Genomic DNA, 18,941 nt, shown 5'->3' on the forward strand with positions numbered 1-18,941 from the left:
TATTACTGTGATATCGCTCCCACTTAATATCAAAGATAGGAACGCTACCGCCCTTTGATATTCCGCGACATCACACTGCGTAGTTAATCTGCCTCTATCTATCTGGAATTGAGATAGAGGTTTTTTGTCATAAACCGAGCCAAAGATCGGACTTTCACACGGTTATTTTATTGCGTATGCATTATCCACAATTTGTGTTTATTATCAACCTAGTTGAATGGTTAAAGAGCAGATACGGGATTCGAGTGAACGAGTGGCGAAGAGCTAAAGAGCAGATGAGAGTAGCGAGATACGAGTAAACGAAGAGCCTAAAGCCGTGTCGGGATGCTTTTAGCTCCTCCCCTTTATCACAACTGTTGCTTGGCAGAAAATACCAACATAAGGGGAGGCTGGGAGGGGTTGGTAACACATAGATTAATATCCCCCTCTAACTCCCCCTTTGATGAACATCACCGATCAAAAACGAACGGCGTTCAAGGGGGAGAACCAAAAGCTAGACCCAATGAATATCACGATATCTTAAGCTATTCGTTATTCGATTATTCGATTATTCGATTATTCGATTATTCGAGACTGCTCTTTCCCCGCTCTTCGTATCCCGCTTACTCGTCACCCGCATCTGCTTTCGATCTACTTAACGCTACTCGGCCTTTGGAACCAAGGTGAGCGAGCATCGGTTTGATCGAACAAGTTGTATTGCTTGTTCAGCACTTGGCCGCCGTCACGCGTGATCGGTAACCAGGTAAAACCTGCGCGGCTTGAGCTTGGTTTCACAGTAACAAGATCGAACGGAATCGATACATAGAAGCCTTTGGTGTAGCTGCCTTCACCGTATTCTTCGGTTGTCATGTCGGTTAAGCTAACAAACGCACCAGCAATCACGCCGCTCTTGAACTGCTTAGAGAAATCGACACGCGTACCGATATCACCCGCAAGGAATTTACCGACGCCCACTTTAAGCAAGGTATCGCTCAAGAAGTCCCATTGTGGGGTGTAGTAACCGGTGATGAAGCCCGTCGTGCCCTTATCGATCACTTTGTACGTTCGGCTACTGTCATCTGGGTTAACTTGAATCTCTTGATCAAATGTGCCGAACCAACTTTCAGGATCGCGCTGGCTTATTGCAGTCATGTCTGCACCAATGGCCCAGTTTTGGTTGAATGGTCGATACAGGATTTCGCCACCCACACCCGCAAACATGCTTTCAAGGTACCCCCCGTAAGCTTGGGTGTAGACACCGCTGCCGTAGTCTTCAAACCACGTCAGTTGTAAGCGATCTAAGCGAACCGGATCGTCAACGTAAGAGCGGAATAAGGTTCTTACTCTTGGCGTTTGGTCAGTGCCGTCTGATGGGACGGTATAGTTAAACTTGTCGTAGTTATCGACTAAGTTAACGTACAAAGAGCCCGACAGTTCAACATTGTTTAACGCCCAGAACGAAGCGTTGGTGTATAAACCCAAACTGTATAAATAGAAGTTTTCAGCCGAACCGAACGATTGAGCTAGGTTTGGTGAAATCGACACATCGAATCGCTCACGCCCATCATGATAAATAACGGATTTCTTACGCTCTAACTCGTGAGTATCGGTTGCATCACTGGTTTGAGCATTGAGATAACTGTTATTAGCCGCCGCTTTGAACGCTTGTGCATCTACCGTTGTCTCAGTGAGTTCCATCGATTTATCATTTTCGATGATTTTATAAGTATCGATGTAACTCGGCACCGCGTTGGCAATCACGGTCGCACCACGCTCAAGGGCGATATCTCTGTCTCGGTATTTAACCTGAGTACCCTTTACCACAATACTATTATCGTCGACCAAGATTTGCGCTTGTTCATAGCCCGCGATCGTTTCAAGTTCTTCTGCAAGGGCCGCCATATCAATATCGTCAACCGTATCGACACCACTTGGGCGCAATTCTGCTGTTTCGGTATCTCGCCACACCGAATACATTTCATTGAAGTTGGTAGAAAGATCGAAGCCAAGGGTTAAAGTATCGCCTCGCTCATAGCTCACTTTCGCTGAGCCCCAATCGGTGAAACGGTAGACCGCGCCCACGTTCCATGGCGTGTGTTGTGTCATGTCGACACCACCACGTACTACAGGGAAGTCTTGAGAGTAATCGTTGCCATCGTATTCAAGCTTTAAGGTTAACGGCTTATAAGGGGTTTGGTATTCAAAGCCGCCATAAATTGCAGCATCGCCTTTAAACCAACGCTCAAAATCGACACTGCCGCCATTGCCTTTAAAATCAGACGGGCGTTCACAATACTTGTCACTGGCTTTACACAATGGGTTAGTGAAATTGCCACTGGTGCCCATGTATCCCCAAGCCATGCCCAAAGTGAAATCAACGGGGCCAAAACGCTTGGTTGCCGCGACAAATTCGCCATCGAACAAGCCAGTACCACCGAAGTCACGCACGCCTACTGACACTTCTGGTAAGTAGTACCCTTCTTCGATTAAACGCAGTTTAAAGTCGATGCCTTTATCTGTGTATTTAGTACAGCCACTGAATGAGTTTTGAGAGCAATCTTGATTGCCACCACCGCTATAAAAGAGATCTTGTACTTGTGTATAACGAATGGTGGTTTCAAGCCAAGGCATCACCTGCAGGCTCACGTTATAAAAGTAGTATTCATTGTTAAACGAAGCACTAAAGTTGAACTCACCTTCTGGTGCCATTCGGCCTGTTGGCATTTGCATTAAGCCAACACCACCAAAGTTCATTTGCGACGTTCTGTATTCTGTGTCGTCGAATGGTGATTTTTCTGCTCGAATCGAAGAGGAATCAATGACTGTCTCTGCTCGAATCGACATGCTATTGGTCATTAATAAAGCACAAGTAACCGATGTGCACACTGCCGATAGAGGGAATGATTTCTGTTTCAGCATTACAGGCCAACCTTATGACGTAGCAAATCGACAATATCTTGGTTCAACGTTGAGTATTCCGATGGCAAAGAGTAGAACGCCATAAATACGATGGCACCTGGTGCTAAGTAAACCGGCTGTTCGTTCCAGTATGCGTATTGAATGGTTTGTACCTCGCCATCTGGCTGGACAACATAAGCCACGCTTTTATCTGCAGATTCACCAATAAAGCCATTCGGCAATGCATCGAGATAATCATTCAACGTTCCATGCTCAATCAGATTCATTGTTACCGACTCTTTCATTGCACCCATCAACTGAATAGATGTTGGTCGTTGTGGTAAGTACAGAGAAAAGGCTTGAGTTTGGCTGTCTGACGGCTTGTTAGTATGAGAACTTGAAACAAGCAGTGGGTTCTTATCTGATTGAGAGATAACGGCATTACGGTCTAGCTCAATAAAAACTCGATTGAGATATTGGAAAGAGGCTAACTGTTGGCGCACTAAGTTTGCTTCTGGCTCTTCTACTGCGAAAGCTTCAAGCTGGTTCAGTACATTGCGCTTTTTGGCTTCGATAGCTTGGTTAGCTTCTTTAAATCCAGTAACTGCAGTCGCTTCAGTATTGGTTATATCAAATAGTTGAGCCGAAAGGGGGAAGTAACCAATAGTACCGTTAGCGTTAGAGCTCGCATTCGCGTTTGCGTCGTCTAATACACGAAGCAGTCGAACGTTAGTTTGATACTCAAGCGTCACACCTTGAAGAGGAAGCTCGATTGTTGTTTTTACTAAAGAAGAGCCACCAGATGTAACAAAATTAGAAGCCGCAGAAGCGGAGCTCAAAGTAAACAAAGCGCTCATCATTAACAGAGCTCTCATCGTTAATAAAGTTCTCACCAATGGCAACCGACGTCCCATCATTTTTGATGTATGACTCATATAATTCATCATTTTAGTTCATTACCCTGTTCGTTAATTGCTTTGATAATGCTTAAGGACGGTTAACTCAAGCCTTGTCATATCAGGGCCTAAATACTGTATGGTTTTGACCACTTTGCCTTCGCTGTCGACCCAATATTCGTTGGTGATGTCTTGTTCTAATATTGGGAATTGAATTTTTTCTTGGAATTTCTTGGTATCGATAGACGCTAACGGAGTTTCAACCGTGTCATTTCCCACATACGTTCGGGTGATGTTCGCTTTGTAGCCAAATCGATAGTTGGGTTGCCAGTCGTAAACCGCTTGCCATTTTTGAGCTCCGGGGTTGGCAGACACATCAAACGCAGAAGAAGAATCGGCTGACGAATTGTTTGCAGAAGAGAATGTATTTAACGGTTGGAATGCCAAACCAGATAGGTTTTCGTAAGGAAGCAATAGCGTTTGTACAATACGTCCATTTTCAGTGACGATCATCGCTTTGTCAGAAGACATCCACTTTAACTGCTCTGCGCCCGTTTGCGGGTTTTCACCGACGTACGCTAAGACCATGAAGATCTTACCTTGGTCATTCACTTCGGCATAAATGCTGGAATAAGGTAACGTTTGAATGTATTCCTTGGATAGCTCAACATCGGAGCTTCCAAAAAAGGCTTCATCAAAAGTAGAGTTAACGTCTTGAAACTGCTGAGAACAACCAGCAAGAAAAAGACCAAGAGATATGATTAGAGGTTTAAGCATGACGAGTTCTGCTTCCTAGCAATCTGGTTGCTGATGTCCAATATGGAAAATTAATCAATTAGATATAAAAAAACCACTTTATGCTTTCACATAAAATGGTTTTAAACGCCTACTCAAAAATTATCGAGTCGTTGTTGTCGTTGTTGCACCGCTTTCGTTAGAAGCAACCGCTACAGCTGCTGCTGCCGCTACTGCTGCTGTCGCTACTGCAACTGTTGTTGCTGTGCCAGCTGCTGCTGCAGATGCACCCGCGCCAGCTGCTGTACCAGTACCTGAACCAGTACCCGCTGCTGCTGTAGTTTCAGCTGCAAATGCAGCACCTGAGAAGCTAACTGCTAATGCAGCTGCTAGAGCCATCTTTTTCATAATGATTTCCATTAATATAAACGTTTATATGTAGAAGATGATTTTCACACCCTCAAACAGTTGCTCAGCTTAAACAACTGATTGATCATGATAGATAATAACCACAATCAAGTAAATGGATAAATCATAAGCAATACCTTATAAAGCAATATTTAGGAAATAGCGTCACATAAAAATGGCCTTAGAGACTGTGGAGGTCAACAAAGCTATGTTTGTATAACGCAGAAGCCAGTACCTATGATCATAAGAGAGCGTAAACCATATCTAACTAAACCCTGTCGCCAGAGCCTTTACCTAGTACGGTTTGAATAATGTATTGAAAGTACAATTTAGTACTCAACGTCTGAATCATGCGTTGATCCCACTCCGCGAGTTTTTCCGGTGTCGACATGTCGATATCATTGATTTGAGCCAATCCCGTCACACCAGGTCTAACAGAAAGAACGCCTCTTGATTCTCTCTCATCGATAAGTTCTTGCTGGTTGAACAGGCATGGCCTTGGACCAACTAAACTCATTTCACCTTTAAGTACGTTGTATAACTGAGGCAGTTCATCAAGCTTGGTCTTACGCAGGAATCCACCTAGTTTAGTTACAGAGCTCGCCCCAACTAAGTGAGTCGCAACAGATTTTGTTTCCACTGGCATAGTGCGGAATTTAACTAAAGTGAATGGCTTTTTGTTGCGACCAACTCGGGTCTGAAAAAAGACAGGAGAACCCGTATCAAAATAGCCGAGGATACAAATAACAACAAATACAGGCCAAAGGAACAACAAGCCAAAGAAAGCAAAAATAAAATCTAATATACGAATCAAAATGTAAGACCTATTATAAAATATCGGTGGGAAAACGTAAGTCGATGTGAGTACAGAAGTACGAGGTAATTATTTAGGTATTCAATCAAAACCATCACAAGGTTTCCACCCCAACATCTTTCTAGCCTTAGTATTATCTACTTCAAGATCATCAAACAATTGACTAGCCATAGCCTTCTTTCCCAGGAGTGTTGCAGCCATACGCATAAGCACGACGGGAAAAGGAAAGTTTATCGTATTTGTTTCTTCAACTTTGCTTAAAATGTTAACCAATTGTTTTGTCGAAACGGGTGTAGTATCAGCAGCCAAAAACACTTGATTAGAAGCTGCCGGATGAGTAATACACAACGCCAACAATGACACTAAATTCTCAATTGAGACAAAACTTTTACGGTTTGCGACTAAGCCGAATGGTAAAAATGGACATCTAGTGGCTATTCGAGACAATCGTGCAATGTTTCCCGGCGCATTCTTCCCATACACTAAAGCAGGTCGAATAATAACAAGTTCGATGTCACTTTGAGCAGCCGCTAGGGTAAGTTGTTTTTCTGCTTCATATTTTGAAAGAGCATAATCAGAAGCTGGCTCGGGGGAATCTTGTTCTGTGAATGGTTTTCCATGAGTAATATTGCCGTTGACACCAATACTACTTACAAAAATAAAACGTCGGACACCATTCTTAACGGCTTCATCAAACAGGTGCAATGTCGCTTTAGTATTAACCTCCCTAAACAAGTCGATAGGAGAAAGGGCTGTATCATCCAAAATATGCGCCCTACCAGCAAGATGAATGACGACATCAACACCATCAATCGCCCTATTCCAGTTTGTTTTGTCAGATATATCACCAGTAACAACAGTTTCAACAGATGGAGGGAGGGCTTTGCACTTACCATCCAGTTGACGCACGGATGTTCGCACCGTGAAATCATTTTGTAAGAATGTAACCAATTCTTTACCAATAAAACCGTTACCGCCAGTTACTAAGACCATTTCCAAAGCCACTTCTCTCTGAATTACGTATGCTGTAGTATATTAGTATATCAAGTCTATTGGTGGTTATCATGTGGTCAATTAACAATAAAAATAAATTTTTAATCCAACGCTTTGTCGATGCTACTTCTGGTTTTTTTCTATCATTATTTTTTATAGTAGGAAAAAGAAAGAAAAGAATAATATTCAACTCAACCGTTAATAAAGACTTTACGTTTAATTCAAAGTACTTATTTCTAAATCATAAAAATAAATTCGAAGAACTTGGTTTCGAAGTAAAGTTCATAATAAATGATGATAAAAAAAGAGAACATCTTAATAGAGAGTTAGGGGATTATTTTATATCGAACAAAGGTTTCCTTCAGAAAGTGTATATTTTAAAAGCAAAATGCTGGGTTATGAGTACTATGGATGCTCCTGTCAGTGGGCTTTTCATGAAGTATCATCGCCTCGTAATTCAACTCGGGCACGGAACACCACTAAAAAACATCGGCCTTATGGACCAATCTGCTGGTTTAATGAAAAAATTATATTATAAAGTGATGAGCACAAATATTAGTTATTACTTAAGCCCATCAGATTACTTTTCAGATTACATAGGGAAAGCGTTTGGAGTAACAAACGAACAAGTTCTGGTAGCTAGGCAACCCCGATTAGATTCTATGAATAAATCCTGCTCAGAGTTTATAGAGAGTTTCAGAAAAAATAAGAATACAAAATTTACTCTTTATAGCCCTACATGGCGCCCATATGATGATGTTAGGCTATTCCCATTTCATGACTTCAATAAACATTTATTAAACAGTAAATTAGAGGAAGAAAATACTGTAATATTTATTCGTCTCCATCCCAAATTTGAAGTTAACCTTTCCCAATTCGTAGGGAAAAATATCGTCAACCTTGATTCAAAGAAGGTAGAAGATATTACTGAGCATCTTAATCAATTCGATACGTTGATCACTGATTATTCGAGTATTTATTGTGATTTTGCAATGCTGAATAAGCCTGTCGGATTTCTACCTTATGATATCAATGAGTATTCAAAACATGTAGGGTTTTCATTCGATTACAATGAGCTAACGTGGGGAAAAGCCATAAAGAAACAAGATGATTGGTTCAATCACATTAAACCAATCAATAAAGACACAGCTAAAAAAATAAACTTAGATCAGTCAAAACAGGATATTAGTCATTTTATGATTCATTATTTTGAAAGTAGTCTCTTCTGAGTGATTTTTGTGAGGTGAATACAGTGCGCAATGAGGTTGTAGAAATACGGGCAACTAATAATATTAATATAGCGACTAATATATGAATAGAATCTAGAATTAATACCGCAATAATACCCAAAAAGAAAACAAGATAAAGCATACCATTACACACTTGAATAAATTGATTATTATCCAAACTTAGTTTCTTAAGTAACCTTGGTTGGTGTGGGGAAAACAACAAGTATTCCAAAAATAAAAAATACCCGAGAACTACGATAATATAAAAAACAGCGTAATGAGGGCTAAGTATAAAGAAAACCATAATAGAAGCGAAGAGAACTAAAAAGTCAGATAGCATTTGACAGTAAGGACTGTATGTGCGAAGTACTATTTTTTGAGATATATCCTTTCCAATAAAAACGTATTTTTTATTATCTATAATATTCTTTTGATGATTAATAAGCTTGCCTTTATATATCTTAACAATCATATCAAAAATGTAGAGAATAATAACAAGGCAGACCCAAAACCCTATATATACATTCCTACCCAACTGTTGTTCAATATCAAGCAAAAAAGATATATTTTTAGCGCCTGACAAAATAAATAACAATTTAATCGGGATAAACATCACGACCATATTTATATATTTACTTAAAAATATACAAAAAGATAACTTATTAACTTCAACTAAAGCATCATTTCTAAAAAATGGATATAATGAACGTAACACCGAGAAAAATGCAACGTTTCTTGCTAAAGCAGTTTTTATTTTATTAAAAAATTTCATAGCTTAATCAGACATTTTTTATAGTTTAAATGATCTATATGTTGTGAGTAATAGATGAAGTATGAGGAAAATCAAAAATTTGGACTTTTCAACGTTAATCATTGAACACCTCATCAACAAAATTAAGTAACAAAACCCTTTTCAAGTAGCTTCTTGCTTATAATACGAAGTTAACCACTAAAGCTAGCATAACACCTAATTTTTAATGATTTTTTCTATAACTCGCGTTGTAGAGAAGCCATCTTCAAAAGGGTTAAATCTCTCGTTGAAAGAATTATGATTTACTATTACGTTGGATTTTAACGCATCTGATAAAGAATGACTATCATAAAAAATTTGACCAGGGAGATCTTGATCAATATCAATATAGAAACCTCTTACTTCTTTCTCATAGACCTCTCGATCATACATGAAAAAAAAGATGGGGCGATTTAGCACTGAATAATCGAAAAACACACTAGAATAATCTGTTATCAGAGCATCAGCGATAAGATATAGGTCATTAACATCATTATAATTAGAAACATCTATAAAACGACTTGATGTTTCAATTGAGTCTGAAAAATAATGGCCTCTAAATAAAAAAACATAACTATCATCAAATTCACCTAAGAATGTTTCATTTTCAAGAGGATTGTTAAAATAAAAGCTAGCCGTCTCTTTCGAATATTGATTATCACGCCAGGTTGGTGCATAAAGTATCACTTTCTTACTAGGCTCTATACCTAGCGTCAACTTTATATATTTCAGTTTGGCAAGGTTATTAATATCATTAATCAAAGCATCATTTCGTGGGTAACCCTGTTCAATAATTTTATCCGAGTCAATTCCAAAACTAGAACAGAAACGTTCAGAAGCATAAGAACTTGGAGAAATAAAATGGTCGTAACGTCTAGAATCTGCTAAGTAGCTAAAATACATACCTTTTAAACTTGATGTCGCATAAGCGCTAGCCTTTACATCCAAACCCAACCGCTTCAAAGGAGTCCCATGCCAGCACTGAATATATTTTTGGCCTTTCCTTTTTACAAATCTAAAAGGAAGGCGGCAGTTTGTTATCCAAAATGCTGATGTAGCATATTCACGATCGTATTCTTTTGTACCACGTATAACTACCTTCGTATTAGAATTATTGCTCAGTACTTTAAAAAACTCGTGCTTTTCAGAATCAAGGACCCAAACAAATGACGTATTATCGTTGGTTTTCAATAAACATTCGTAAATACTAAATGGAGAGTCACATACACTTTTACCTTGAAAACATTCAAAAATGTACTTATTGAATATAACCTTTTGATTAAAATGAGCAGTAAAAAACTTTAGCATTGATAGTTTTACTAATAAATATTTAACTATCAGATCTAAATAACCAAACTTAGACAACCACAATTTAATTTTTAAAATCACTAAGTCAATATCCAAAAAAATTTATTACTGATAATAAATACACTATAATGGTACCATAATTCATTGAGGAGAACATGATGAAACTTTCAATAATCGTACCATTATATAATACAGAAGAATTTATACAAGAGTGCTTGACTAGCATCTTACAACAAAGTTTTACTAACTATGAGTTAATTATCGTAGATGATGGCTCAACAGATAACTCTATCTCCATTGTCGAGAGTTACATGGAAAACGATAATCGAATAAAGCTTTTCAAACAAAAAAATTCTGGGGCAAGTGTTGCTCGTAATTATGGTATCAAGCAATCTTGTGGTGAGTATGTAACTTTTATTGATTCAGATGACTTTATCCATGAAGATGCATTACTTAACCTTGTAACTACAGCTGAACAGACAAACAGTGATATAGTTTTAGGTAAAAGACAATTTAATGTTGACAATAAACCAACCGACGATTCTAGACTAAGGAAGTTATTTAAAGAAAAAATCATAACTACAAATGTCGCCGAGTCTCCAGAAGTTAGAAAGGTAATTGCAATCCATGGAAAAATATTCAAACGTTCTTTTTTAATTGAAAACAAACTCACATTCCCTGAAGGTATGTCTAGTGAGGATTTTATTTTCACATATTTGAGTTACGCCCATTCTGATAATATCTCTGTCATTCCAAACCTAGTATACAGCTATAGAGTGAGAGCAAATGACAACAAATCTATCACACAAGATCGCTTATCTGAATATAATATCAAATGTCGGTTTAAGCAGATGACTATGACTGAAGATATTTGTAGAAAATTTGATAGCTTAAATATTTCATACGAACAAGAGTTAAAGTTAAATTATAATAGTAGGCTACCTAGACACATAGCAGCAATAAATCATGTTACACAAGAGTCTATATTGGCATTTGATCTAATAAAAAACAACATAAAAGATAACTATGAAAAAATTTACTCTTGTGTAAATGAAAACAATAAGATTAGATACCATTTAATCAAAAACAATAAAATTAAAGAGCTCACGATATTCAATAGAGCTGTATCAAGAAAAAAAGTATCTGTTATCAATATATTGAAGTTATGCATCGCTCTGAAGAGTTACACTATAGCTAAAAAGCTTCTTAAAAAGAAAGTGATTTTATAAAAAAATAAAGCTGTAAACCAAAAAGGGTTTACAGCTTTATGTTAACTAACTTTATATCAGCTAATCATGGTGTTTAGAATTTTGTTAGAAGCGTTCCCTCTCTCAATAGTACAAAACTCGTTATAGAAATCTTCATTGTAAGTCAGCTTCCCACTCAGTCCTTTTTCAATTTCATCTTCTAACTCAGGATGTTCAATTACAATTGGGCCTGGGCTTAAATTCATAATATCAAAATAAAACCCGCGTAATATATCTTTATATTTATCTAAGTCGTAAGTGTACAAAATCACTGGTTTTTTAAGATTAGTATAATCAAACATCGTAGAGGAATAGTCTGTAATCATGATATCGGATACTATATATAGCTCCTGAATATCAGGATAGTTAGATACGTCATATGCAAAATCTTCTACACCAGTAAGATCTAAGTTGTCCGCTATTAAATAATGCATTCTTAGCAAGATAATAGCACTATCACCAAACTTCTCCTTCAACCTACAAAGATCAAGTTTAAGGTTAAACCCGTACTGCTTATCTGTTCTTTTCTGGTCATCACGCCAAGTTGGGCAATACAGAATGACTTTTTTATCACCTTCAATGTTAAGGGAGTTTTTTACTTTTAATACATCGCTTTCAGAATGATTTATGAGAATATCATTTCTTGGATAGCCACATTCAACAATTATATCTTTATCTACACCAAATGATGATTGAAAAACTTTTGTTGAAAATTTGTTAGCCGATACTAAGTAGTCCCAACGCTGCGCATTTTTATAAAAATTATGTTTGTAGTTAGCGGTCGCAAAGTAAGCAACGTCCATATCTAAACCAAGTTTTTTCAATGGTGTGCCATGCCATGTTTGCAAATACACTTGCTCTTCTCGCTTCGTAAACATAGCTGGAATTCTCGCGTTGAATATCCAATATTTTGATGTGGCCATGTAGTATAAATGTTTAAAACTTTTGTTCCTAACCTTTATGGCTTTTCCAGGAATATCAATTCTATTATCATCTACTACCCAAATACACTCAATATTTGGGTGATTTTTTATACATTCTAAATATAAGTATTTTGGGTTATCACTATAATATTTACCGGAAAAGCTAGAAAAGACAGCTCTATTACTTTTCACTGGAAATTTTTGGAAAAAATAATATGTTTTCTTGGCAATTAAACTCATAATTTTACGGCGAAAAATATAAAGGATAAAGAAAGTAGCCACTGAATTGATTAACAATAAAAATAAAGACATTTAGTTACAATAGCCTAAGATTTGATAAAAATATGAACAATTATATCTATCCTGTACAACCTTGTATACTCAAATGTCATAGCCTAACTACAGTCAATACTCCTGATAAGACCTCATGCATCACAAAGAGAGAAGTTCCCTCCACTACTGCACTATTTAATAAACAAAATCATATAAATAAAAGTAGTACAAAAAGGAGGGCAGGCGAACAAAAAACATACAATTCAGGGCGATACTGTACTGTTCAACAAAGAACCGACAATTACAACTAGCTAACCTCGTTCAAGAACATTAAAATGATCACCAATTCCCTCTTCACTTCTACTTGAAAACTAAGATTAGAAAGACATCAAGGTATCTAATGATTAAGCCAATACGACTTATCCTCAACACAAAGCGGAAAAACAAACGCTTAATCAGTATTAGTTACGATGTTTTTGCAATAACCTTCTCGCTTTACTTAGCGATAGCTCTAAGATTGGGTACCTACACATTCGAGTTGGGCCTAGATGAATGGGTAACCTTACTACTCACTCTCACGATTACCATTTTTAGTTTTGCCAAACTTGGAATGTACCGAGCAGTTCTACGGTATATGATGTTTCCCGCTGTTGGTAATATATTCTTTGCCGTGTTTATTTCATCGCTAACCTTAGTAATGAGCGGTTTCTTCCTTCATACCTTTGTGCCTAGAAGTGTCCCTTTTATCTATGCTGGTCTAGCTATACTGACATTAGGTGGCCCAAGGATTATGATTCGTTCCGCCTATGATCAAATGATCAAGCGGAAAAAACCAAATGTTTTTATTTATGGAGCAGGGGCTACAGGTCGTGAACTTGTGTACGCTTTAATTCATGGCGATGAATACAACCCTGTAATCCTGTTAGATGATGATCCAAAGAAAAGAGGCAATATTTTATTTGGGTTAAAGGTCCATCACCCGAGTGAATTTGAACATCTTCAATCTCTTTATCAACCAGTCAAGCTGTTATTGGCTATCAACAATATCAATAAAGGTAAAAGGTTAAGGTTGGTTGAAAAACTATCTAACTGGCCTATCGAGATCCAGTCAGTTCCATCGGTAGAGGACATCGCTGCAGGTAAAGCAACCGCGACCGAAGTGAAAGACCTCGATGTTGCGGACTTGTTAGGACGCACACCGATAACCCCTGACAATAATTTATTAACTAAGAATATTATAGGCAAGAGTGTCATTGTCACTGGTGCTGGAGGCTCAATAGGCTCTGAACTGTGTCGCCAAATAATAACTCAGAAACCGAAAACGCTGATCTTATTCGAGTTAAATGAATATAACCTTTATAAGATCGAACAAGAGCTAAATGCGACTAAGCATAATCTTAAAATCGAAACTCAAATTATTGCTGCGCTAGGCTCAGTTCAAAGACAAAATCGCCTTGAAAAGCTGATGACAAGCTATGACGTTGACACTTTATATCATGCCGCGGCCTACAAACACGTGCCTCTTGTCGAAGATAATGTCGTAGAGGGCATTCGAAATAATGTTTTTGGGACATTATCCTGTGCGCAAGCTGCTATAGAATGTGGCGTTAGAAATTTCACTCTCATTTCTACAGACAAAGCCGTAAGGCCAACAAATGTAATGGGAGCAAGTAAAAGAATGGCGGAGCTCGTTCTTCAAGCTCTAGCAGACAAAGACACACAGACTACTTTTACTATGGTGAGGTTCGGCAATGTTTTAGGATCATCTGGGTCTGTTGTTCCATTATTCAAAAAACAAATTAAGGCCGGTGGTCCAGTAACGGTGACTCACCCTGATATTATTCGCTACTTCATGTTGATTCCTGAAGCGGCGCAGCTCGTCATTCAAGCTGGCGCAATGGGTAATAATGGCCAAGTGTTCGTGTTGGACATGGGAGAGCCAATTAAGATCCTAGACCTAGCAAAACGCATGGTGCACCTTATGGGAATGAAAGAAAACATTGGTTCAAGCTCGGATGAAGGCGATATTGAAATCAGGTTTACAGGCCTAAGACCTGGCGAGAAGCTGTATGAAGAGCTTTTGATCGGAGATAATGTCGAAGGAACCAGCCACGAAAAAATCATGACAGCTCAAGAGAGCAAACTGAGCTGGCCTGAAATGCAAGTTCTGTTAAGCGAACTAGATGAATGTTGCCATGATTTTAATGTGGAATGTATAAAAAGAATACTATTAGATGCTCCAACAGGGTACAAATTAACAAAACAATAAGAGCTTTTTCTTAAATTCATAAATATAGAAACGATCAATAATCAACCAGTTCACATGTGATGTTTCTACCTTGTTTTAATTTAAAAACAAAGCCCTAGATGTAATTCTAGCCAAATTAATATTAAATTGCTTTTGTTATTTCTATAATTTCAGTTGTCGATATCGAAGGGGTTCGAGGGAAGTAAACAACTTCACAAATATCAGAAAACTCATCAAAACGACCTTTCCAGTCATCTCCCATAGCTAGTATATCTGCTCGGTAAAATTCAATATATTCGCGCTTTTTCTCTAATGAATGCTCAAAAAACACCTCATCGACAAACGAAAGTGATTGGACAATTTTCATTCTATCTTCTTGAGTGTAAATTGGGTTTCTCTGTTTTTTACTAAAATTAAGTTGATCAGTTGATATACCAACTATCAATGTGTCACCTAAAGATGCACAACGTTCTAATATATTGACATGCCCTACATGAAAAATATCATATGTACCAAATGTGATTACACGTTTACTCATTTTTTATTCCTATCTTTTAAAAAACCGTCGGGAAGGTTTTCCTTCTTATTATAGATGCTTAAAGTATATCAGGATTACAACCCAAACAGGAGAAGGCCTGTTAATCATTGTAGAGACCCACTTTGCAAGTGCTACTTTGGGCCCCTATCCTTCTAAAATACAACTCCGAGCATTTTATAGTAACTGTTTTCCATGCTCAAACATTAGCGAATGCAATCCAATGCAAGCTTCAGCTAAGTAATACCGCAAGAACCCGATATTAATTACAATAAACACTTTCCTTAAAGGACAGCATGACTAAGCTTGCTGCTTAGGATGACAACATGACTACGCACTTCAAATCTAAAATTAAAAATGAAACTGTCTCATTGTCTATGTGCTCAACAAGCCTATTGCAATATGGATGTTGGCTACTGACAACTATGTACACCAAACCCCAAAACTCGCTATACTCCTGACCTAGAGTTTTTCGCCCAATAACGAATAAGAGTTCAAGATATGCAAGAGTTAGTTCCATTTGTTCAAGAGAATATGATTTTAGCCATCGTATGGATCGGCTTGGTTGTTGCCATCATTGCGAACGTTATCAAGACATCAAACGCAGCTTATAAAGAGATCACGGCAGCGCAAACCACACACATGATTAACCGTGAAAACGGTGTTGTGGTTGATATTCGTACTAAGGATGAGTTCAAGAAAGGCCATATTACTGACGCAGTTCACATTTTACCGTCAGATATCAAAGCAAATAACTTTGGTAGCCTTGAAAGTCACAAAGCAGACCCAATCATCGTAGTATGCAAGACGGGTCAAACCGCTCAAGAAAGCGCGAACTTGCTGGTTAAAGCAGGTTTCGAAAACGTAAGCGTGCTGAAAAGCGGCTTAGTGGCTTGGAGCGAAGCTAACCTACCTTTGGTTAAAGGTAAGAAGTAGTTCAAAGCAAGAAGTAAGCTGACCGATAAACTAACTTTCAGGCTTTGTTCGATAAATAGAATGAACAGAGTCTAATTTAAAATTTTTAAGGACAAGAAAATGGCTGAAGCAGCACAACAAGACGCACAACAGAACTTCGCAATCCAACGTATTTTCCTAAAAGACGTCTCTTTCGAAGCGCCAAACTCTCCAGATATGTTTCAAAAAGAGTGGAACCCAGATGTAAAACTGGACCTAGACACTCAAAGCCGTGAGCTTGGCGAAGGCGTTTACGAAGTTATCCTACGTCTAACTGTTACTGTTAAGAATGCAGAAGACACAGCGTTCCTTTGTGAAGTTCAACAAGGCGGTATTTTCTCTGCAAGCGAAATGGAAGCTGGCCAACTGGCACATTGCCTAGGTGCATTCTGCCCGAACATCCTGTTCCCATACGCGCGTGAAACGATTTCTAGCCTAGTGGTTAAAGGTACGTTCCCACAACTGAACCTAGCTCCAGTAAACTTTGATGCTTTGTTCATGAACTACCTACAAAACCAAGCTCAACAAGCTGAAGGCGAACAGGCTTAAGTCTCACAGTAGAACTTAACTCTAACGTTTCAAGCGCTAGTTCGCTTTTAAATGCACATCGTAACTTCTGCGATGTGCATTTTTTCTTTACACTGTACTAAGATTGAAAGCTCTTCTTATTTTAGTGGATAGCTTTTTCAAAACTCTTCGATTTCCCTCATTATTTTTAGGTGGAAGCATGACAGAAACAACTCGCCCGACTAATACGGCAGACGCTTACGGTAAAGACAGCACTTACGGCAAAGAGATCGCCATGACTGTCATTGGTGCAGGTTCTTACGGAACCTCTTTAGCTATCTCTCTAGCGCGTAACGGTGCAAACGTTGTTCTTTGGGGGCATGACCCTGCTCATATGGCTCGCCTTGAATCTGAGCGCGCTAATCATGAGTTCCTACCAAATATAGAATTCCCAGAAAGCCTGATCATTGAATCAGACTTAGAAAAAGCAGTGACTTCAAGCCGAGACCTTTTACTTGTAGTCCCGAGCCACGTATTCGGCGTTGTGCTTAATAGCGTTAAACCTTACTTAGCCTCAGACTCTCGCATCTGTTGGGCGACCAAAGGCTTAGAGCCAGAGACCGGCCGCCTGCTTAAAGATGTCGCGCATGATGTGCTGGGGGATGGGTACTCGCTAGCGGTTCTATCAGGGCCTACTTTTGCCAAAGAGTTAGCGATGGGCATGCCAACGGCTATCTCTGTCGCTTCACCAGATGAAGTTTTCTTAGAAGAGCTTCAAGAAAAAATTCACTGCGGTAAAACATTCCGCGTGTACGCAAACTCAGATTTCATTGGTATGCAGCTTGGCGGCGCAGTGAAGAACGTTATCGCAATTGGCGCAGGCATGTCGGATGGTATTGGCTTTGGTGCCAATGCACGTACCGCGCTTATCACTCGCGGTTTAGCTGAGATGAGCCGATTAGGTGCAGCTCTTGGGGCGCAACCAGAAACCTTCATGGGCATGGCAGGGTTGGGTGACTTAGTACTAACCTGTACTGATAACCAATCGCGTAACCGTCGCTTCGGTTTAGCGTTAGGTTCCGGTAAAGATGTTGATACTGCACAAGAAGAAATTGGCCAGGTGGTAGAAGGCTATCGCAACACTAAAGAAGTTTGGTTACTATCAGAACGTATGGGCGTTGAGATGCCAATTGTTGAACAAATTTACCAAGTGCTGTATCAAGGGAAAGATGCCCACTTAGCAGCACAAGATTTGCTTGCTCGAGACAAGAAGTCAGAGCGATAACATCGCGTATTCAGTCGTGGGATAAAATAGATAAGATGGATGGTAAAATGAAACACTGTGAACAGCAAAAGGTTTGGCAATGCATTGTGAAGGAAGCTCGACAGCAGTCAGAGCAAGAACCTATGCTTGCGAGTTTTTACCATGCCACCATTATCAACCACGAAAGCTTAGGCGCTGCATTAAGTTATATCCTAGCCAACAAGCTAAAGACGGCTTCAATGCCCGCAATGGCGGTACGTGAGGTGGTTGAACAAGCATTTAAGCAAGATCAATCGATTATTGATGCGGCTGCTTGTGATATCTGCGCGACGGTAAATCGAGATCCTGCGGTCGAGATGTACTCGATGCCTCTGCTTTATCTGAAAGGCTACCACGCTTTGCAAGGTTACCGAGTGGCTAACTGGCTATGGAAGCAAGGGCGTATTGCACTTGCTACTTACCTACAGAACCAAATTTCGGTTGCTTGCCAAGTGGATATTCACCCAGCCGCTCGTATCGGTAAAGCGATCATGCTCGACCACGCCACCGGTATCGTGATTGGTGAAACAGCCGTAGTTGAAAATGATGTATCTATCCTTCAAGACGTGACTTTAGGTGGTACGGGTAAAGAAGGTGGCGATCGTCACCCTAAAATCCGAGAAGGTGTAATGATCGGTGCCGGCGCTAAAATACTTGGCAATATTGAAGTGGGTGAAGGCGCGAAAATTGGTTCTTGCTCAGTGGTTCTTCAAGCCGTTCCGCCTCATACGACTGTCGCTGGTGTTCCTGCAAAAATTGTTGGAAAGCCGAAAACTGATAAGCCATCTTTAGACATGGATCAGGGGTTTAACGGTCGCTCTCAGAACTTCATCCATGGTGATGGGATTTAAGAGCAGATTCGGGATCCGACGAATAGCCGATAGCCGAGATGCGAAAAGAC

Annotated in this window: 17 protein-coding genes; 7 read left to right on the forward strand and 10 right to left on the reverse strand. The window is 39.1% G+C overall.

Annotated elements, in window-relative coordinates; translation table 11 throughout:
* Window positions 1-630: 630 nt before the first annotated feature.
* The 6 genes from A6D97_RS12715 to A6D97_RS12740 all read right to left on the reverse strand — a co-directional run bounded on the left by A6D97_RS12715 (window position 631) and on the right by A6D97_RS12740 (window position 6,723).
* Window positions 631-2,898 (reverse strand): YjbH domain-containing protein, encoded by a 2,268-nt coding sequence (locus tag A6D97_RS12715; RefSeq protein ID WP_065584526.1) that lies wholly within the window; start codon window positions 2,896-2,898, stop codon window positions 631-633.
* Window positions 2,898-3,824, reverse strand: coding sequence for a capsule biosynthesis GfcC family protein (locus A6D97_RS12720; protein WP_083190238.1), 927 nt, complete (start codon window positions 3,822-3,824; stop codon window positions 2,898-2,900). Before A6D97_RS12720 ends, A6D97_RS12715 begins: the two co-directional genes overlap by 1 nt.
* Before the next feature lie 21 nt (window positions 3,825-3,845).
* Window positions 3,846-4,550, reverse strand: a complete 705-nt coding sequence (locus tag A6D97_RS12725; protein WP_065584528.1) for a YjbF family lipoprotein — start codon at window positions 4,548-4,550, stop codon at window positions 3,846-3,848.
* A 120-nt stretch (window positions 4,551-4,670) separates the two neighbouring features.
* Window positions 4,671-4,916 carry a hypothetical protein gene (locus tag A6D97_RS12730; RefSeq protein WP_016784037.1) on the reverse strand — a complete coding sequence of 82 codons (246 nt, stop codon included), beginning with the start codon at window positions 4,914-4,916 and terminating at the stop codon, window positions 4,671-4,673.
* A gap of 268 nt (window positions 4,917-5,184) precedes the next feature.
* The gene (locus A6D97_RS12735; RefSeq protein WP_139074314.1) at window positions 5,185-5,733 is read right to left on the reverse strand and encodes a sugar transferase; all 549 of its coding nucleotides are present in this window, start codon (window positions 5,731-5,733) and stop codon (window positions 5,185-5,187) included.
* Between the two features lie 78 nt (window positions 5,734-5,811).
* Window positions 5,812-6,723, reverse strand: a complete 912-nt coding sequence (locus A6D97_RS12740) for an NAD-dependent epimerase/dehydratase family protein (protein WP_065584530.1) — start codon at window positions 6,721-6,723, stop codon at window positions 5,812-5,814.
* Between the two features lie 71 nt (window positions 6,724-6,794).
* Between A6D97_RS12740 and A6D97_RS12745 the strand changes: the two genes are divergently transcribed.
* A complete protein-coding gene (locus tag A6D97_RS12745; protein ID WP_017070576.1) occupies window positions 6,795-7,952 on the forward strand; it encodes a CDP-glycerol glycerophosphotransferase family protein in 1,158 nt (385 codons plus the stop codon).
* On the opposite strand, the gene A6D97_RS12750 is transcribed toward A6D97_RS12745, so the two are convergent.
* Entirely contained in the window at window positions 7,918-8,724 is an 807-nt protein-coding gene (locus A6D97_RS12750) for a hypothetical protein (protein ID WP_017070575.1), read from the reverse strand. The two genes, A6D97_RS12745 and A6D97_RS12750, sit on opposite strands and share 35 nt — an antisense overlap.
* A gap of 195 nt (window positions 8,725-8,919) precedes the next feature.
* A complete protein-coding gene (locus A6D97_RS12755) occupies window positions 8,920-10,146 on the reverse strand; it encodes a CDP-glycerol glycerophosphotransferase family protein (protein WP_240492700.1) in 1,227 nt (408 codons plus the stop codon).
* 59 nt (window positions 10,147-10,205) lie between these two features.
* Between A6D97_RS12755 and A6D97_RS12760 the strand changes: the two genes are divergently transcribed.
* Window positions 10,206-11,279, forward strand: coding sequence for a glycosyltransferase (locus A6D97_RS12760; RefSeq protein ID WP_017070573.1), 1,074 nt, complete (start codon window positions 10,206-10,208; stop codon window positions 11,277-11,279).
* Between the two features lie 56 nt (window positions 11,280-11,335).
* On the opposite strand, the gene A6D97_RS12765 is transcribed toward A6D97_RS12760, so the two are convergent.
* Window positions 11,336-12,532 carry a CDP-glycerol glycerophosphotransferase family protein gene (locus A6D97_RS12765; RefSeq protein ID WP_065584532.1) on the reverse strand — a complete coding sequence of 399 codons (1,197 nt, stop codon included), beginning with the start codon at window positions 12,530-12,532 and terminating at the stop codon, window positions 11,336-11,338.
* Between the two features lie 361 nt (window positions 12,533-12,893).
* Here A6D97_RS12765 and A6D97_RS12770 point away from each other — a divergent pair, with 361 nt between their 5' ends.
* The gene (locus A6D97_RS12770; protein ID WP_065584533.1) at window positions 12,894-14,762 is read left to right on the forward strand and encodes a nucleoside-diphosphate sugar epimerase/dehydratase; all 1,869 of its coding nucleotides are present in this window, start codon (window positions 12,894-12,896) and stop codon (window positions 14,760-14,762) included.
* Between the two features lie 121 nt (window positions 14,763-14,883).
* On the opposite strand, the gene A6D97_RS12775 is transcribed toward A6D97_RS12770, so the two are convergent.
* Window positions 14,884-15,279: an adenylyltransferase/cytidyltransferase family protein gene (locus A6D97_RS12775; RefSeq protein WP_017070570.1), complete on the reverse strand. Its 396-nt coding sequence runs from the start codon at window positions 15,277-15,279 to the stop codon at window positions 14,884-14,886.
* A gap of 498 nt (window positions 15,280-15,777) precedes the next feature.
* Between A6D97_RS12775 and A6D97_RS12780 the strand changes: the two genes are divergently transcribed.
* The 4 genes from A6D97_RS12780 (at window position 15,778) to cysE (ending at window position 18,891) form a co-directional block, all read left to right on the forward strand.
* Entirely contained in the window at window positions 15,778-16,212 is a 435-nt protein-coding gene (locus A6D97_RS12780; RefSeq protein ID WP_010433842.1) for a rhodanese-like domain-containing protein, read from the forward strand.
* A 99-nt stretch (window positions 16,213-16,311) separates the two neighbouring features.
* Window positions 16,312-16,779, forward strand: a complete 468-nt coding sequence (gene secB / locus A6D97_RS12785) for a protein-export chaperone SecB (protein ID WP_009847959.1) — start codon at window positions 16,312-16,314, stop codon at window positions 16,777-16,779.
* 178 nt (window positions 16,780-16,957) lie between these two features.
* A complete protein-coding gene (gpsA, locus tag A6D97_RS12790) occupies window positions 16,958-18,022 on the forward strand; it encodes an NAD(P)H-dependent glycerol-3-phosphate dehydrogenase (protein ID WP_065584534.1) in 1,065 nt (354 codons plus the stop codon).
* A 47-nt stretch (window positions 18,023-18,069) separates the two neighbouring features.
* Window positions 18,070-18,891, forward strand: a complete 822-nt coding sequence (cysE, locus tag A6D97_RS12795; protein WP_009847961.1) for a serine O-acetyltransferase — start codon at window positions 18,070-18,072, stop codon at window positions 18,889-18,891.
* Window positions 18,892-18,941 lie beyond the last annotated feature (50 nt).

The sequence above is a fragment of the Vibrio sp. ZF57 genome (assembly GCF_001691235.1).
Classification (GTDB): Bacteria; Pseudomonadota; Gammaproteobacteria; order Enterobacterales; family Vibrionaceae; genus Vibrio; species Vibrio crassostreae_C.

Excerpts from the sequence above, each read along its gene's own strand:
- A6D97_RS12715 (WP_065584526.1), bottom strand. The coding sequence starts at position 2,898 with ATGCTGAAACAGAAATCATTCCCTCTATCGGCAGTGTGCACATCGGTT.
- A6D97_RS12775 (WP_017070570.1), bottom strand. The coding sequence starts at position 15,279 with ATGAGTAAACGTGTAATCACATTTGGTACATATGATATTTTTCATGTA.
- A6D97_RS12765 (WP_065584532.1), bottom strand. The coding sequence starts at position 12,532 with ATGTCTTTATTTTTATTGTTAATCAATTCAGTGGCTACTTTCTTTATC.
- A6D97_RS12745 (WP_017070576.1), top strand. The coding sequence starts at position 6,795 with ATGTGGTCAATTAACAATAAAAATAAATTTTTAATCCAACGCTTTGTC.
- A6D97_RS12780 (WP_010433842.1), top strand. The coding sequence starts at position 15,778 with ATGCAAGAGTTAGTTCCATTTGTTCAAGAGAATATGATTTTAGCCATC.
- cysE (WP_009847961.1), top strand. The coding sequence starts at position 18,070 with ATGAAACACTGTGAACAGCAAAAGGTTTGGCAATGCATTGTGAAGGAA.
- A6D97_RS12750 (WP_017070575.1), bottom strand. The coding sequence starts at position 8,724 with ATGAAATTTTTTAATAAAATAAAAACTGCTTTAGCAAGAAACGTTGCA.
- A6D97_RS12725 (WP_065584528.1), bottom strand. The coding sequence starts at position 4,550 with ATGCTTAAACCTCTAATCATATCTCTTGGTCTTTTTCTTGCTGGTTGT.
- A6D97_RS12720 (WP_083190238.1), bottom strand. The coding sequence starts at position 3,824 with ATGATGAATTATATGAGTCATACATCAAAAATGATGGGACGTCGGTTG.
- gpsA (WP_065584534.1), top strand. The coding sequence starts at position 16,958 with ATGACAGAAACAACTCGCCCGACTAATACGGCAGACGCTTACGGTAAA.
- A6D97_RS12770 (WP_065584533.1), top strand. The coding sequence starts at position 12,894 with ATGATTAAGCCAATACGACTTATCCTCAACACAAAGCGGAAAAACAAA.
- secB (WP_009847959.1), top strand. The coding sequence starts at position 16,312 with ATGGCTGAAGCAGCACAACAAGACGCACAACAGAACTTCGCAATCCAA.
- A6D97_RS12730 (WP_016784037.1), bottom strand. The coding sequence starts at position 4,916 with ATGAAAAAGATGGCTCTAGCAGCTGCATTAGCAGTTAGCTTCTCAGGT.
- A6D97_RS12760 (WP_017070573.1), top strand. The coding sequence starts at position 10,206 with ATGATGAAACTTTCAATAATCGTACCATTATATAATACAGAAGAATTT.
- A6D97_RS12740 (WP_065584530.1), bottom strand. The coding sequence starts at position 6,723 with ATGGTCTTAGTAACTGGCGGTAACGGTTTTATTGGTAAAGAATTGGTT.